Annotated in this window: 14 protein-coding genes; 7 read left to right on the top strand and 7 right to left on the bottom strand. The window is 61.5% G+C overall.

What is annotated here, in order from left to right; all coding sequences use genetic code 11:
• The first annotated feature begins 26 nt into the window (after nt 1–26).
• Together V3W39_RS19495 and V3W39_RS19490 are read left to right on the top strand one after the other, a co-directional pair.
• Entirely contained in the window at nt 27–911 is an 885-nt protein-coding gene (locus V3W39_RS19495) for a formate/nitrite transporter family protein (RefSeq protein WP_177131943.1), read from the top strand.
• Between the two features lie 65 nt (nt 912–976).
• Nucleotides 977–2,839, top strand: coding sequence for a DUF3857 domain-containing transglutaminase family protein (locus V3W39_RS19490; RefSeq protein WP_330213143.1), 1,863 nt, complete (start codon nt 977–979; stop codon nt 2,837–2,839).
• Between the two features lie 9 nt (nt 2,840–2,848).
• Here V3W39_RS19490 and V3W39_RS19485 read toward each other — a convergent pair whose 3' ends face one another.
• Entirely contained in the window at nt 2,849–4,105 is a 1,257-nt protein-coding gene (locus V3W39_RS19485; RefSeq protein WP_177043141.1) for a cation:proton antiporter, read from the bottom strand.
• A 254-nt stretch (nt 4,106–4,359) separates the two neighbouring features.
• On the opposite strand from V3W39_RS19485, the gene V3W39_RS19480 reads away from it, so the two are divergent.
• Together V3W39_RS19480 and V3W39_RS19475 are read left to right on the top strand one after the other, a co-directional pair.
• Nucleotides 4,360–5,193, top strand: a complete 834-nt coding sequence (locus tag V3W39_RS19480) for an EamA family transporter (RefSeq protein ID WP_177043142.1) — start codon at nt 4,360–4,362, stop codon at nt 5,191–5,193.
• A 31-nt stretch (nt 5,194–5,224) separates the two neighbouring features.
• Complete coding sequence (locus V3W39_RS19475; protein ID WP_177043143.1) at nt 5,225–5,611, top strand: MAPEG family protein; 387 nt, start codon at nt 5,225–5,227, stop codon at nt 5,609–5,611.
• 122 nt (nt 5,612–5,733) lie between these two features.
• Here the strand turns inward: V3W39_RS19475 and mltA are convergent, their stop codons facing one another.
• Nucleotides 5,734–6,906: a murein transglycosylase A gene (mltA, locus tag V3W39_RS19470; RefSeq protein ID WP_177043144.1), complete on the bottom strand. Its 1,173-nt coding sequence runs from the start codon at nt 6,904–6,906 to the stop codon at nt 5,734–5,736.
• Nucleotides 6,907–7,034: 128 nt separating this feature from the next.
• Here mltA and V3W39_RS19465 point away from each other — a divergent pair, with 128 nt between their 5' ends.
• Nucleotides 7,035–7,484: a c-type cytochrome gene (locus V3W39_RS19465; protein ID WP_177043145.1), complete on the top strand. Its 450-nt coding sequence runs from the start codon at nt 7,035–7,037 to the stop codon at nt 7,482–7,484.
• A 6-nt stretch (nt 7,485–7,490) separates the two neighbouring features.
• Here the strand turns inward: V3W39_RS19465 and V3W39_RS19460 are convergent, their stop codons facing one another.
• The 5 genes from V3W39_RS19460 to V3W39_RS19440 all read right to left on the bottom strand — a co-directional run bounded on the left by V3W39_RS19460 (nt 7,491) and on the right by V3W39_RS19440 (nt 12,518).
• Nucleotides 7,491–7,886, bottom strand: coding sequence for a DUF1090 domain-containing protein (locus tag V3W39_RS19460; RefSeq protein ID WP_177043146.1), 396 nt, complete (start codon nt 7,884–7,886; stop codon nt 7,491–7,493).
• 80 nt (nt 7,887–7,966) lie between these two features.
• Nucleotides 7,967–9,640 carry an NAD-dependent DNA ligase LigB gene (gene ligB / locus V3W39_RS19455; protein WP_330213142.1) on the bottom strand — a complete coding sequence of 558 codons (1,674 nt, stop codon included), beginning with the start codon at nt 9,638–9,640 and terminating at the stop codon, nt 7,967–7,969.
• A gap of 110 nt (nt 9,641–9,750) precedes the next feature.
• Nucleotides 9,751–10,092 carry a DUF1090 family protein gene (locus tag V3W39_RS19450; protein WP_177043147.1) on the bottom strand — a complete coding sequence of 114 codons (342 nt, stop codon included), beginning with the start codon at nt 10,090–10,092 and terminating at the stop codon, nt 9,751–9,753.
• A gap of 220 nt (nt 10,093–10,312) precedes the next feature.
• Nucleotides 10,313–11,503 (bottom strand): methionine adenosyltransferase, encoded by a 1,191-nt coding sequence (gene metK, locus V3W39_RS19445; protein ID WP_003216863.1) that lies wholly within the window; start codon nt 11,501–11,503, stop codon nt 10,313–10,315.
• A 19-nt stretch (nt 11,504–11,522) separates the two neighbouring features.
• Entirely contained in the window at nt 11,523–12,518 is a 996-nt protein-coding gene (locus V3W39_RS19440) for an ArsR/SmtB family transcription factor (protein WP_177112517.1), read from the bottom strand.
• A 247-nt stretch (nt 12,519–12,765) separates the two neighbouring features.
• On the opposite strand from V3W39_RS19440, the gene tkt reads away from it, so the two are divergent.
• Complete coding sequence (gene tkt / locus V3W39_RS19435) at nt 12,766–14,763, top strand: transketolase (protein WP_330213141.1); 1,998 nt, start codon at nt 12,766–12,768, stop codon at nt 14,761–14,763.
• A 209-nt stretch (nt 14,764–14,972) separates the two neighbouring features.
• The gene (epd, locus tag V3W39_RS19430; RefSeq protein ID WP_177043150.1) at nt 14,973–16,028 is read left to right on the top strand and encodes an erythrose-4-phosphate dehydrogenase; all 1,056 of its coding nucleotides are present in this window, start codon (nt 14,973–14,975) and stop codon (nt 16,026–16,028) included.
• The last annotated feature ends 10 nt before the right edge of the window (nt 16,029–16,038 follow it).

Raw genomic sequence — 16,038 nt, 5'->3', positions numbered from 1 at the left:
AAGCACACAACGGATTCAGGAACGCCATGGCCACTGAAAAAGACGGCAAGACCCCCAACCTGTCGCAGGAAGAGCAGCACGACGTCGACAAGAACCAGCCGCCTCGCGCGGCGGTTCTGCACGAAATCATCCGCACCCAAGGCGACCAGGAACTGGAGCGTACCGTGGCGGCACTGTGGTGGTCGGCGCTGGCCGCCGGCCTGACCATGGGGCTGTCTTTGATGGGCATGGGTTTGCTCAACTCGCGGCTGCCGGATGGCGAAGGGTTCAAGGTGATTGCCAGTTTTGGCTACTGCGCAGGCTTTCTTGCGGTGATTCTCGCGCGCCAGCAACTGTTCACCGAAAACACCCTGACGGCGGTGTTACCGGTGATGAGCAAGCCTACCCTGAGCAATGCCGGCCGGCTGCTGCGCTTATGGACGGTGGTGCTGGTGGGCAACCTGTGCGGCACCTTGCTGGTGGCGTATGTGATGCTGCACCTGCCGATCTTCGACACCAAGACCGACCTGGCCTTCCTGGAAATCGGGCGCAAGGTCATGGAAAACGACCCCGGGCAGATGTTCGCCAAGGGCATCGTGTCCGGCTGGATGATTGCCACCATGGTCTGGATGATCCCGTCCATGGAAAGCGCCAAGCTCTGGATCATCATCTTGATCACCTACCTGATGGCGCTCGGGGATTTCACCCACATCGTGGTGGGCTCGGCGGAAGTGTCGTACCTGGTGTTTGCCGGCGAGTTGCCGTGGAAAGACTTCTGGCTGATCTTTGCCGGACCGACGCTGGCGGGCAATATCATCGGCGGCAGCTTCATCTTTGCGCTGATCAGCCACGCGCAGATTCGCAGCGAAAGCAGCCTGCCGGGCAAGGTTGCCGACCCGCGTCACCCTCAGAAGATCAGCAAGGAGCCGTAAGCCGATTCGTCATAAATGAATGGCAAAGTCGCGGCGCGGCTTTTCATTCATCAAGAAGGATCTTTATGCGGGCTTCCCCTCTTTTCCCATGGCGCAGGCTATTGGGGCTGGTGCTGGTATCAGGTGTGTTGGGTTCTGCGCAGGCCAGGGATGAGGGTGCAGACCCCTCCGTGACCGTCGAGAAAATGGCTCAGTCATTTGTGATCAACGCCGACGGCAGCTATGTGCAGGACTACGAGTCCGTGATGCGCATCAACGAAGAACGTGGCATACGGTCCCGCGCGCAGCAGCCGGTGAGTTACAACCGTTCTCTGGATACGCTGGAGATTGTCGAGGCGTTCACCCAAAAGCCTGACGGACGCAAGGTGGCGGTGAGTGCAGAGCAGATCAAGGAACAGCAGGAACGGGCTTCCGCCGATTCACCCATGTTCCAGGACTCCCGGGTCAAGGTGGTGATCTTCCCCGAGGTGGCGGTGGGTGATCGTCTGACCCTGCGTTACCGGCTCGTGCGCAAGACCGCGCTGTTCCCCGGCGAATTTATTGACTCCGCATCGCCAAGCCTTTACCCGATGGAGCAGTTCAACCTCACCTACGATTTGCCGGCGGATAAACCACTGTACGTCGACGCCAAAGGATTTAACGCTTCCACGCCGGCGGCCGCGCCCGGGCGCAAGGTGTATCGCTGGGACTACGTGCCTGCGGAAAAAAACCGACCCGAGCAAGGCGCCGTGGCCTACATGGATTACGGCCAGCACCTGGCGGTCTCGACCTTCCCGAGTTACCGGGCGTTGGCCAAGGCCTACGATGCCCGGGCTACCGTCGAAGTGACCCCGGCCATCACCGCATTGGCGAACCAACTCACGGCCAACCTGCCAACACCCCGGGCCAAGGCGTTGGTGTTGAGTGACTGGGTACGCCGGAACATCCGGTATGTGGCGGTGTACATCAATGCGGGCGGAGTGGTTCCCCACGCTGCGCAGTCGGTGCTGGAAAACCGCTACGGTGACTGCAAGGACCATGTGGCCCTGCTTGAAGCGTTGCTCAAGGCCGTCGCCATTGAAAGCACCCCGGCGCTGATCAGCTACGGCAGTGCGTACACCTTGCCCAAGGTCGCGGCGTTGAGCCCGATCAACCACGCAATCACCTATATCCCCAGCCTGGACCTGTTCCTGGATTCGACCGCGACCGGCACGGCCGCCGGTTACCTGCCCAACCCCGATCTGGACAAGCCGGTGTTGTTGACCCGTACCGGCGAGATGGGCCATACGCCAGCGACCCAGGCTGGCAAGGAATCCAATGAGCTGGTGTTCAAGGTGGATGACAGCGGTGCGGCAGACTTTACCCTGGCCAAGCGTCTGGAAGGGTGGCGCGCGGAGTTTGCCCGTGCCTGGATCAAATCGATGAAACCGGCGGACCGTGATTTGATGATCCAGAAAATTCTGCACGGTTATGGCCAGGCGGGCAGCGGCACCCTGCAAACCGACGCCCTCGACAGCGACGCCCCAAGCTTCAATGCCATGATGGTGGGGCGTACGGACAACCTGGTGAGTGTGCCAGGCCCGATCGGGGTGCCAGCATTGAGCAGCCTGGGCGGAGGGATTGCCCAGGAGGTGTTTGGCTTTGCCGTGGAAAAAGACCGCACGCAGGCCTTCACCTGCATTTCCGGAGAGACCCGTGAGACGGCCCGGTTCGAGTTTCCCAAGACCCTCAATATTCTGGCGGTGCCCAAGGCGGTGTCGCTCAAGGGCGCCGGCTTCGAGTACAGCGCCACCTATTCCCGGGAGGGCAACACCGTGCTGATTTCACGCACGGCCAGGTTTGCCCACCCGCAAGCGGTGTGCAGCGCCGAACTCTTCGCGCAGATGAAACCGGTGATCCGGGCCATGGCCAATGACCTGAAGAGCCAGATCATCGTGCAGACGCTTTGACCGTCAGCTTCAGTGGTGAGCCTCGGGAGCAGGCTCATCCTTGGTCACATGCTTGACCAGCTTGCCGATGCTCAAGCCCTGCAACAGGATCGACGACAGCACCACGATGTAGGTGATGCTCAGCAGCAAGTCACGCTCCGGGCCCAGCGGCAGGGCCAGGGCCAGTGCCACTGAAACCCCGCCGCGCAAGCCGCCCCAGGTGAGGATGCGGATGGTGCCGCGAGGCACCGTGCGCCAGCGTCGCAACAGCAGGATCGCCGGGGCCACTGTCAGCAGGCGTGACAACAGGATTGCCACGGCCAGCAAACTGGCCGCCAGCACGTGCAGCCAGTTGAATGGCAACAGCAAAAGCTCCATGCCGATCAGTGCGAACAGCAGCGCGTTGAGCATGTCATCGAGCAGTTCCCAGAAACCGTCGAGGTAGCGCCGGGTCATGTCGTTCATCGCCAGCTTGCGGCCCAGGTTGCCGATGATCAGCCCCGCGACCACCATCGCAATCGGCGCCGAGACGTGCAGTTCGGTGGCCATGGCCGAGCCGCCGATCACCAGGGCGAGGGTCAGCATCACTTCGATCTGATACTGCTCGATGCTCTTGATCATCAAGTACACGATGTAGCCGATCAGCCCGCCGAACACCACGCCACCAATCGCCTCATGGGCAAACAGCATGGCCGTGGCGCCGACCGTGGGCGTCTCGCCCAACTGCGCGATGCCCAGCAACACGGTGAACACCACCACCGCCGTGCCGTCGTTGAACAGCGACTCGCCGACGATCGTGGTTTTCAGCGGTTTGGATGCGTTGGCGGTCCGCAGCACGCCGAGCACGGCAATCGGGTCGGTGGGGGAAATCAGCGCGCCGAACAGCAGGCAGTACAGGAAGCTCACGTGCCAGCCAAACAGGGCAAAGATGTAGTAGGCCAGGCTGCCGATCACTACGGTGGCGATCAATACGCCGAAGGTGGCGAGCAGGCCGATGGGCCAGCGGTAGCTGCGCAGGTCGCTCAGGTTGACGTGCAAGGCGCCGGCGAACAGCAGGAACGAGAGCATCCAGTTCATCAGCAAGTCGCCGAAGTCGATCTGGCCGATCAACTGCTGGATGCGCTCTTCAAGGCCGGGGTAACCGATAAAGCTCAAGCCTTGCAGCAGCAGGGAAAACATCAGCGCCGTTACCATCACGCCGATGGTGGGCGGCAGGCCGATGAAGCGGTAGTTCACATAAGTGAGCAGGGTGGTCAGGCAAATAAACGCAGCGACAAGTTCAAGCATCCGGGGTCCTTGGATGGGGAGTGAGTAGTGAGTTGGATAGGTGGACCGCAGCGAGGCGGCGACGTTGCAAGCAGATGGAGAAAAGTGCCGTCAGGCATACGCATGCCCACGCTCGGGTCGATGAGGATCGGGCAGCAGCAAAAAATTATGGGTAGAGGTCTTTGCGCAACTGAGTGCGGCGTGGTTGGCTTTAGTATAAACAGGTGCTGACATATGGCGCATCAATTCTGCTGTTTCTGACTGGGGAGTCACGAGTGATTGCAACAGCTCTGGTACTGGTAGCGGCGCTGCTGCATGCGACGTGGAACACCTTGATCAAATTCAGCGGCGAGCGCCTGTTGGTGATCGCCTGCATGGACACCGTGGCGTTGCTGTTTGTCTTGCTGGCGGTAGGTTTCGTGTCGTTGCCGCCGCTGGAAATCTGGCCATGGATCATCGCCTCGGCACTGTTTGAACTGCTCTATCGCTACCTGCTGATCCAGGCCTATCGGGTGGGCGACCTGGGGTTGGTGTACCCGCTGATGCGCGGGCTGTCGCCCCTGGTGGTGCTGGTGCTGACGCTGGTGTTTGCCGGTGAGGTGCTCAGCACCCAGCAGATCCTCGGCATTCTGCTGATTCCGTTCGGAATGCTGTGCCTGTTGTGGCAGGGTGGCGGCGGTGACCGGTTGCCGTGGTCGATGCTGCCGGTGGTGGCATTGATCGGGCTGTGCATCGGCTGCTACACCTTCCTCGATGGCCAGGCATTGCGCCGTTGGTCACACCCGCTGGATTACCTGGTGTGGCTGACGCTGATCAGCGCCTGGCCGTTTCCGTTGCTGGCGGTGGTGCGCAAACGGGCAGCATTCGTGCTGTTCTGGCGCACACAGTGGCGGCTGGGGCTGAGCGTCGGGTTGTGCGTGTTGTTGAGCTACGCTCTGGTGCTTTGGGCCATGCAATTGGGCTCGATTGCCGAGGCTGCCGCGCTGCGGGAAGTCAGCGTGATCCTGGTGGTGCTGTTCGGCATGCGTTACCTGAAAGAACCTTTCGGCCGCCCGCGGCTCATAGCCTGTGGGTTGGTGCTGATCGGCATGTTCGTGATGAAACTCTAACCGTCGGATAAAACTAAAAAAGGAATGAGTTATGACAGTCGCTTTCTGGTGTGTGTTGATCGCAATCTTCCTGCCGTACCTGTGCACCGGCGTGGCCAAGTTCAGCGGCGGCAAGTTCGGGCCCCGGCAGAACCATGACCCGCGAGCGTTCCTGGACACCCTTGAAGGGTTCGCCAAGCGCGCCCACAGTGCGCAACTCAACAGTTTTGAAGTGACCCCGGCCTTTGCGGCGGCGGTGATCATTGCCCATTTGGCAGGCGCAGCATCGCTGGTGACGATCAACGTGCTGGCGGTGCTGTTTATCACCAGCCGTCTGCTCTACATCATCTGCTACCTGGCGGACTGGGCGATCCTGCGGTCAGTGGTATGGGCGGTGGGGATGGCGTTGATTGCGAGTTTCTTCTTCGTCTCGATCTAAAGCCTGACGCTGTTCAAGTGTGGGAGCGGGCTTGCCCGCGATGCAGTCAACTCGATGTGTCAGTTACACCGAGGTGATGCTATCGCAGGCAAGCCAGCTCCCACAGAGTTCAGTGGTGTTATTCAGCTCCCTGTCGGCGCATCCGGCACTTTCGGCAGCGCCGCGCCTTTGGGCCACAGCATCCAGATCTGCCCCTGCTGCTTCATGTTGCCCGCCAACTCGCCTGCGGCATCACCGGTTCCCCAAAACAGGTCGGCCCGCACTTCGCCGGTAATTGCACCGCCGGTATCCTGCGCGGCCACCGGGCGGGCAATCGGCGCACCGTCCGGTCGCGTCGTCGACAACCACAACAGGCTGCCCAGCGGAATCACCTTGCGGTCCACTGCCACGCTGTAACCCGCCGTCAGCGGTACGTTCAGCGAGCCACGGGGGCCTTCGTTGCTGTCGGGGCGTGCGCTGAAGAACACGTAGCTGGGGTTGCTCGCCAGCAATTCGGGAATGCGCTGGGGATGAGCCTTGGCCCAGGCGCTGATGGCGCCCATGGTCACGTCTTCTTTTTTCAACTCGCCTTGCTCCACCAGCCAGCGGCCGATAGGGCGGTACGGGTAACCGTTCTGATCACCGTAACCGACCCGCAATTGGCGGCCGTCGGCCAGCTGAATGCGGCCCGAACCCTGGATCTGCAGGAATTGCAGGTCCATCGGGTTGGTCAGCCAGGCGATCGGCTTGGCGGTGGAACCTTGCTGGTTGATGGTGCTGGCATCGTCATAGGGCTTGAGTACCCGGCCTTCCAGGCGACCGCGCAGGCGCTTGCCCTTGAGTTCCGGGTAGATGCTGTCCAGGTTGACGATGATCAGGTCGTCCGGCACGCCGAACACCGGTACATGGGCGGTGGGCGTTTCGGTGAGGCTGCCGGGGTAAACCGGCTCGTAGTAGCCGGTGATCAGGCCGTTGGGGCTATTGTCGGCCGAGCGCAAGCCGTAGACGTCGAGGTTGGCCTTGAGGAAGTCACGAATCGCCACGGCGGTTGATGGCACGCTGGCAGATGCCGCGCAGGTCGTGCCCCACACCGGGTCAGCCTTGAGCCGTTGGCAGGCGCTGCGCCAGGACTCGAAGCCGGCTTGCAGGTCGCTGTCCGACACGGCCGGCAGGTTTTCCCAGGTAGCGCCGACGTAGGTCGCAATGGCATGAGGCTTGGCTTTCTCGTCCTTGCCGGTGTCGCAACCGGCGAGCAACGCGATCATTGGCAGAGCCCACGCCAGGCGGCGACTCCAGGGTTTAAAGCGGGTATTCATACACATAGTTCCTGAAGCGATTGCCCGCGCCGGTCGGCGTTCGAGCAACCCTTATTATTAATAGGGGTATTGGTCTTTGCGGGCCGGGCGAGGATACTGGCCGCCGTTTCCCGTGACCTTGAGCCATCATGACTTTTAAAAGACTGACCGTTGTATTGCTGGCCTGCCTGACACTGTCCGCCTGCGGCGGGGTGGACCCGAACTCGCCCCTTGGCCAGCGCAAGGCGATTTTCAAGCAGATGCTCAAGACCGGCGAAGACCTGGGCGGCATGCTGCGTGGGCGCATTCCGTTCGATGGCGCCAAATTTGCCGAAGGCGCGGTCAAGCTCGATGCGTTGTCCCATGAACCGTGGAAACATTTCCCGAGCGTGCGCGAAGAAGACCACACCAGCGCCAAGGACGAGGTGTGGCAGAAACAGGCACGTTTCCAGGAAATGGCCCGAACCCTTGAAGCGGCCACCGGTGAATTGGTGATCGCCAGCCAGGTCCAGCCTTACAAGGCCAGCAACCTTGGCCCGGCCGTGCAGAAAGTCGAAGATGCCTGCACCGCGTGCCATAAACAGTTCCGCGATCACTGAGGCGTCTTACTTGTCCAGTTCGTCCAGGGCTTCCTGCAAGTCCTTGCGTGACTGGGCCAGCTTGTCCTTGCGCTTGTTGATCTTGTCGGAATCACCCTTTTTCATGGCCTTGTCGAGGTCGGCCTGACGGCGGCTGACTTCGTGCTTGGCGTCGAGCACCTTGTTTTCGCGCTCCTTCTTCAAGGAGGCGTCGGTGCAGTTGGCGGTGACTTCACTCAAGGCTTTTTCCAGGCCGGCTTGTTGCTCGCTGTTGCCGTGGGCCTTGGCTTGTTCGATCTGGGTACTGATGGCCTGGCGCTTGGCGGCGCAGCCGGTGAGTGGCGGGGCTTCCTCGGCGGCCAGCAGTGGCGTGGCCATGAAGGCAGCAACGGTCAGCAGGGCAAAAGGTGCAAGAAACTTCATAAACGCTCCATGGGAAACAAGGTCGCAATCAGGTGGGCAGGATGAATTCTGCCGTCACCGGGTATGCCGCTGGGCGGAGGTCAAAAACCTTCTATCCCGGCGGCCCGTAATGTTTCACTCAAGGCCTGCACCTGCGGGTCGCGAAAAAAAGCGCTCAGTTGCGCCGCGCGGCCCGGGCCAATGCCGTCTTCGGCCAGCCAGGCTTGAGTGTCTTTGGCGGCCAGGGTTTGCCAGCCGCCTTGCAGATTGTTGCGGGCCGTGGGCGGTACTCCCAGGGCCTTCAGCCATTGTGCGAACGGTCGCTGCCGGGCGCTGCGCAAGCTGTCGAGCAAACGCGCACTGCTGCGTTCGCCGAAGCCATCAATGTTAGCAAGCTCTGCCTCATCCAGGGTTAACCAATCGAGCAGGCCACCGATTAGACCGGCCTGGATCAAGCTGTTCCAGGTTTCGCGGCCGATATGCGGCAGGGCCAGGCCCTGGGCGCCGCTCAGCCAGGTCAGGCGCGCCAGCAACTGGTCTTCGCAGCCGGGGGCCAGTTGCCAGCAACTCAACGGATGGAAGTCCTTGGCCTGCGGGACCTGCAATTCGGCCCGTGAATGGCTGCGCAGGATGACGTGGTCCAGGCGCGGGATGACTTGCCCGGCGAGGCTGATGGACACCTGGTCGCCAGGGCGAATATCCAGTTCCTGCCAGCGTTTCAGGGACCCCACACTGACCCGGCTGATTTTCCGGTCATCGAGCAGTACCGGCTCCAGCTCCAGGATGGAGGTGATGCGCCCGGTGCGGCCGATCTTGAAGTGCACCTTGCTTACATGGGCCAGTGCCTTGACCGTCGGGTACTTCCAGGCGACCGCCCAATAGGGCGCGCTGACCCGCCAGCGTTCCGCCGGCGGTCGTTGGCTCTGGTGCAACACCACCCCGTCACTGGCGAAGGGCAGTGGGTGGCTGTACCAATAGCTGCGCCAATGCGCCGCATCGGTGATGTCCTTGATCGGCTGGCTGTAGCGCCCGCTATCGGTGAACCCCCATCGCGCAAGCTGGCTCAGCGTCTCGGAAAAATCTCCGGGACCTTTGGGCCAGGCCCACACAAACAGACCGATATTGGCCGCCTGCGCCTCGCTCAACTGCCGACGGTTCATCAGCCCGGCCACTTTGCTGCGGGCGCCGAGGCCCCCTTCGTCCGCCTGCACATGGTCCCTCAGCCGCCAATAGAGTTCGCCTTGCAACAGCACGTCAACGGGCTCGGACAACTGCTGGACGATTCCGGGAATCCGGCGGGCGGAGGCTGACCAGTCCTGCCCCAACTGGCCATCGCCGCGACTGATGACCCGGCTCAGTCGGCCCTTGCGGTAAACCAGGGTCACGGCGACGCCATCGACCTTGGGCTGCACCCACACGTCCTGGCGAGTGCTCAGCCAGGCCTGGACGGCGTTATCGTCCAGCAGTTTTTCCAGGCCAGTGTGTGGCGTCGGGTGGGGGATCGTGCCTCGTGCGCTGCCCAGCGGGTTGTCCGTGACTGCGACGGAGGGGGCAAAGCAGCTGCGCCATTGGGCAAGGCGCTGGCGGGCCTGGTCATAGAGCTCATCGCTGATCAATGACTGGCCGAGCCGGTGGTAGCTGTCATCCCACTGGCGAACCTGTTGCGACAGGGTGGCGATCTGGGCTTGCGCGTGATCGGTGTCCCAGTCGGGGCACTCCCGTGCCCACGCAATCAGTGGCGAGAAACTGAGTAAAAAGACAAGCAGTAGGCGCATAGGCGACATCATCATGAGCATCCTTGCTCTGAAAGGGCGCCCAGCCTATGCCATCCCTGCGGGCATAAAAAAGCCCCGCAGTCGCGAGGCTTTTTACCCGATGTTTCTGCTTACTTGAACAGACCGCCCAGGGCTTTCACTTTGTCGTTGCTGTCAGCCTTGGCCTGCTGCTTTTGCTGGCCGGCATCGAGCTTGTCCTGGGACTCGCCGACTTTTTTGCAACCTTTGTTGACTTGATCCAGGGCAGCCTGCATGGCCTTCACTTTCATGTCTTCGCCATTGGCTTTGGCAGCGTCGACCTTGGCTTGCAGGTCTTTGCCCTGTTTTTCGCAGTCGCCGGCAGACACACCCAGTTGCGAAGTCAGGCCGCTGAGTGCGCTCAGGTCGGCGTGCGCCGGCAGGGCGAACAGGCTGAGCAGAAGGGCGGCAGGGGCGAGTGTGGAAATGCGCATGAAAACCTCAATGTTCGATTGCCTGCGCGCTTATGGCTCCCGGGCAGGCGCAGTGCAATATCCAGTAAGAGGTGAAGGCCCGGGAGGGCGCGGATTCTAGAGGGCCATTATTTGGCCTGCAAGCATTGGATCCAAAAAACGTGAACATCGCCCGCAAATCATCCGGCAATAAAAAGCCCCGCCGGGATAACCCGGCGGGGCTTTGTGTACACCGTGATGCTTACAGGCCGGCGGCAGTGCGCAGGTCGTTGGCGCGGTCGGTCTTTTCCCAGGTGAACGTGGTGAAGGTGTCGTTGCCGACGGTCTTCTGTTCAGGGGTGCGACCGAAGTGGCCGTAGGCCGCGGTTTCCTGGTACATCGGGTGCAGCAGGTCGAGCATGGTGGTGATCGCGTAAGGGCGCAGGTCGAAGATCTCACGCACCAGCTTGACGATCTTGTCGTCGCTGATCTTGCCGGTGCCGAAGGTGTTCAGCGAGATCGACGTAGGCTGGGCCACACCGATGGCGTAGGACACCTGGATCTCGCAACGCTCGGCCAGGCCGGCTGCCACGATGTTCTTGGCCACGTAACGACCGGCGTAGGCAGCGGAACGGTCAACCTTGGATGGGTCCTTGCCGGAGAACGCGCCACCGCCGTGACGGGCCATGCCGCCGTAGCTGTCGACGATGATCTTGCGACCGGTCAGGCCGCAGTCACCCACCGGGCCGCCGATGATGAACTGGCCAGTCGGGTTGATGTGGAACTGGGTGTCTTTGGTCAGCAGTTCGGCCGGCAGCACGTGCTTGACGATCAGTTCCATGACGCCTTCACGCAGGTCGGCGTAGGAAACGTCCGGGTTGTGTTGGGTCGACAGTACGACAGCGTCGATGGCGACGACTTTGCCGCCTTCATAACGGCAGGTCACCTGGGACTTGGCATCCGGGCGCAGCCATGGCAACGCACCCGATTTACGGGCTTCGGCCTGGCGCTTCACCAACTGGTGGGAGAAGGTGATCGGTGCTGGCATCAGCACGTCGGTTTCGTTGCTGGCGTAGCCGAACATCAGGCCCTGGTCGCCGGCACCCTGATCTTCAGGTTTGGCGCGGTCGACACCCTGGTTGATGTCCGGGGACTGCTTGCCGATGATGTTCATCACGCCGCAGGTCGCGCCGTCGAAGCCGACGTCGGAGCTGTTGTAGCCGATATCGATGATCACATCACGAACGATCTGCTCCAGGTCGACCCAGGCAGAAGTGGTGACTTCACCGGCGATGATCGCCACGCCCGTTTTCACCAGAGTCTCGCACGCCACTCGGGCGAACTTGTCTTCAGCGATGATAGCGTCCAGCACCGCGTCAGAGATCTGGTCGGCGATTTTGTCCGGATGCCCTTCAGACACGGACTCGGAGGTGAAAAGGGAGTATTCGCTCATCTCGATGTTTTCCTGATATTTACCGATGGTGAGTGTCGCCAGCCGGCCGCTGAAAATGTCGGACCTGAATCTGGAAACCATTACGTAAACCTACATAGAGGCTTTCCCCGGGAACGAGTCCCGCAGCGGTGGCCCAGCGGGCCAAATCGTCCTGTTCAAAACCCAGCCAGAGATCACCGCAGGCCTCCCTGGCCCAACTCTGGTTGTGGCTGCATAAATCCGTAATCAGCAGGCTGCCGCCTGGTTGCAGCAAATTCGCCATCTGCTTGAGGGCTTCTGCCGGGGCGGCGAAATGGTGCAGGACCATGTTCAGCACCACGCAGTCGGCCCGCAGGCTGGTGTCATTCAGGGCGTCCGCCAACTGCAGGCGGACATTGCCCAGCGCCTCGCGCTCACACAACTGGCGGGCCAGCTCCAGCATCGCCGGGCTGTTGTCCAGCGCCGTGACCTGATGAAAGCGCCGCGCCAGCTCCGGCAGGAAACCGCCGTCGCCGGGGCCCACTTCAACTGCCGTGGCCTCATCACTGAAGCTCAGCTTGTCCAAAAGTGCCAGCACGCTTTCGCGGTACTGCGCCAACCCGGCGATCAGGTCCTGCTGGGCGCGAAACTTCTCTGCTACCCGTGAGAAAAAATCCTGGCTGGCTGCTGCGCGTTGGCCGTGCACCTGGCTGATACGCGACTGCACGTCAGCCGGCAGGGCCAGGCTGTCGATTTCTTCCAGCAGAGCGGCGTGGAGCTTACCGCCCAACTGTTCGGTGTGGGGCAGGGCGCGACGGTAAAAAATCGCATTGCCTTCGCGGCGGGTGGCCACCAGGTCAGCCTGGGCCAGCACCTTCAAGTGGTGGCTCATGCCGGACTGGCCGATGGCGAAGATTTGTGCCAGCTCCAGCACCCCGAACGAATCGTTGGTCAGCGCACGCAGCACATTCAGGCGCAATGGATCGCCGCCGGCCTTGCACAGGGCTGCCAGCTCGTCGCTGTCGTCGGGGCGAATGGAAGGTGCGCTTGAGTTCATAGGGCAGCAGTCTAGAGACGGTGGGAAAACCTCGCAAGGCCAATATCAAAAAGTTTTGATATTGGTCGATAATCGGTGGTTATAAGCAGCCGCTATAACCCATAGACGAAGTGCTGAACGGTTTCTCCAGCCAATCCACAGGAAAAACACCCTCAAGTGACTATCTGTCATTGCCCCGAGGGCCGTGGCTGAGGGAAAATGCCGATCCTTTTTTCCGTTTCTTTTATTCAACTCCAGGAGATCAGCGATGCCCAGCCGTCGTGAGCGTGCCAACGCCATTCGTGCCCTCAGCATGGATGCCGTGCAAAAAGCCAACAGCGGCCATCCCGGTGCCCCGATGGGCATGGCGGATATCGCCGAGGTACTTTGGCGTGACTACCTGAAACACAACCCGAGCAACCCGTCGTTCGCCGACCGTGACCGCTTCGTGCTGTCCAACGGCCACGGCTCGATGCTGATCTACTCGTTGCTGCACCTGACCGGCTACGACGTCACCATCGACGACCTGAAAAACTTCCGCCAGATCCACAGCCGCACCCCGGGCCACCCGGAATACGGCTACACCCCGGGCGTGGAGACCACCACCGGTCCACTGGGCCAGGGTTTGGCCAACGCCGTGGGTTTTGCCCTGGCTGAAAAAGTCCTGGGCGCGCAATTCAACCGCCCGAACCACAACGTTGTCGACCACCACACCTACGTGTTCCTGGGTGATGGCTGCATGATGGAAGGCATTTCCCACGAAGTCGCTTCCCTGGCCGGTACCCTGGGCCTGGGCAAGCTGATTGCCTTCTACGATGACAACGGCATCTCCATCGACGGCGAAGTCGAAGGCTGGTTCACCGACGACACGCCAAAGCGTTTCGAAGCCTACAACTGGCAGGTGATCCGCAACGTCGACGGCCACGATCCTGAAGAGATCAAGACCGCCATCGAAACCGCCCGCAAGAGCGAGCAGCCGACCCTGATCTGCTGCAAGACCACCATCGGTTTCGGTTCGCCGAACAAGCAAGGTAAAGAAGACTGCCACGGCGCCCCACTGGGTGACGCGGAAATCGCCCTGACCCGTGCTGCGCTGAAATGGAACCACGGCCCGTTCGAAATCCCGGCCGACATCTACGCCGAATGGGACGCCAAGGAAGCCGGCCTGGCTGCCGAAGCCGAGTGGGACCAGCGTTTTGCTGCCTACTCCGCCGAATTCCCTGAATTGGCCAACGAGCTGGTACGCCGCCTGGCCGGTGACCTGCCTGCCGACTTCTCGGAAAAAGCCTCGGCCTACATCGCCGAAGTGGCAGCCAAGGGCGAAACCATCGCCAGCCGTAAAGCCAGCCAGAACACCCTGAACGCGTTCGGCCCGCTGCTGCCTGAGTTCCTCGGCGGTTCGGCTGACCTGGCCGGTTCCAACCTGACCCTGTGGAAAGGTTGCAAAGGTGTTTCGGCGGAAGACGCCAGCGGCAACTACATGTACTACGGCGTACGCGAGTTCGGCATGAGCGCCATCATGAACGGTGTTGCCTTGCACGGCGGCCTGGTGCCTTACGGCGCGACCTTCCTGATGTTCATGGAATACGCGCGCAACGCGGTACGCATGGCGTCGTTGATGAAGAAGCGTGTGATCTTCGTCTACACCCACGACTCCATCGGCCTGGGCGAAGACGGCCCGACGCACCAGCCGGTCGAGCAATTGACCAGCCTGCGCACCACGCCGAACCTCGACACCTGGCGCCCATCGGACGCGGTCGAATCGGCTGTGGCCTGGAAGCACGCTATCGAGCGTAAGGACGGCCCTTCGGCGCTGATCTTCTCCCGTCAGAACCTGCAGCATCAAACCCGCGACGCGGCGCAGATCGAAGGCATCAGCCGTGGTGGCTACGTGCTCAAAGACTGCATCGGCGAGCCGGAGCTGATCCTGATCTCCACCGGTTCCGAAGTGGGCCTGGCGGTTCAGGCGTACGACAAGCTGACCGCCGCCGGTCGCAACGTGCGTGTGGTTTCCATGCCGTGCACCAGCGTTTTCGAAGCCCAGGACGCCGACTACAAGCAATCGGTGCTGCCGTTGCAGGTCAGCGCGCGTATCGCCATCGAAGCGGCTCACGCCGACTACTGGTACAAGTACGTGGGCCTGGAAGGCCGCGTGATCGGCATGACCACCTACGGTGAGTCGGCGCCGGCGCCAGCGTTGTTCGAAGAGTTCGGTTTCACCCTGGAAAACATCCTGGGTCAGGCTGAAGAGCTGCTGGAAGACTAAAGCGCGTCCCCTTGTAGGAGCGAGCTTGTTGTGGCGAGGGAGCTTGCTCCCGCTGGGCTGCGAAGCGGCCCCAAGCCGTGCGATCGAGATGTGTCAGATACACCTCGTCAGCCGGTCTGGGAGTGCTTCGCACTCCAGCGGGAGCAAGCTCCCTCGCCACACCAGCCAGCTCCTACAATGGTTTGTGTCGCCCACAATGCGAGAACCCCATGCCTCAACCGCGTCCTTACAAAGTTGCACTCAACGGCTACGGCCGGATTGGTCGTTGCGTCTTGCGTGCTCTGTTCGAGCGAGGGGCGGCGGCCGGGTTTGAAATTGTTGCGATCAACGATCTGGCCGACATGGCCAGCATCGAATACCTGACACGCTTTGACTCCACCCACGGCCGGTTCCCCGGCGAAGTGCGGGTCGAGGACGACTGTCTGCATATTAATGGCAACTGCGTGAAGGTATTGCGCAGTGCCACCCCCGAAGGCATTGACTGGGCGGCGCTGGACGTCGACCTGGTGCTGGAATGCTCCGGTGCCTATCACACCCGTGCCGATGGCCAGCGTTTTCTCGACGCCGGCGCGCCACGGGTATTGTTCTCCCAGCCGATGGCCAGCGAGGCGGATGTCGACGCCACCATCGTCTACGGCGTGAACCAGGACTGCCTGACCGGCGCCGAATTGCTGGTGTCCAACGCCTCCTGCACCACCAACTGCGGCGTGCCGCTGTTGCGCCTGCTGGACCAGGCGATCGGCCTGGAATATGTGTCGATCACCACCATTCACTCGGCGATGAACGATCAGCCGGTGATCGATGCCTATCACCACGAAGACCTGCGCCGTACCCGTTCGGCGTTTCAGTCCGTGATTCCGGTGTCTACCGGGCTTGCCCGCGGTATCGAGCGACTGTTGCCGGAACTTGCCGGGCGAATCCAGGCCAAAGCCGTACGGGTACCGACGGTAAATGTGTCGTGCCTGGATATCACCATGCAAACCGTCAGCGACACCGACGCCGGCGAGGTCAACCGGATCCTGCGCGACGCCGCCACCAGCGGCCCGCTCAAAGGCCTGTTGGCCTACACCGAGTTGCCGCACGCCAGCTGTGATTTCAACCACGACCCGCATTCGGCCATCGTCGATGCCAGTCAGACCCGTGTTTCCGGCCCACGGCTGGTGAACATCCTGGCGTGGTTCGACAACGAATGGGGTTTTGCCAACCGTATGCTGGACGTGGCTGATCACTACCTGCAAACCGCTTCCCCAAAATCCGCTCTCTAATTCAAAGACT

Source organism: Pseudomonas sp. Z18(2022) (genome assembly GCF_036346535.1).
Lineage (GTDB): Bacteria > Pseudomonadota > Gammaproteobacteria > Pseudomonadales > Pseudomonadaceae > Aquipseudomonas > Aquipseudomonas yamanorum_A.
This window is presented reverse-complemented; position numbering and strand designations above follow the sequence as displayed.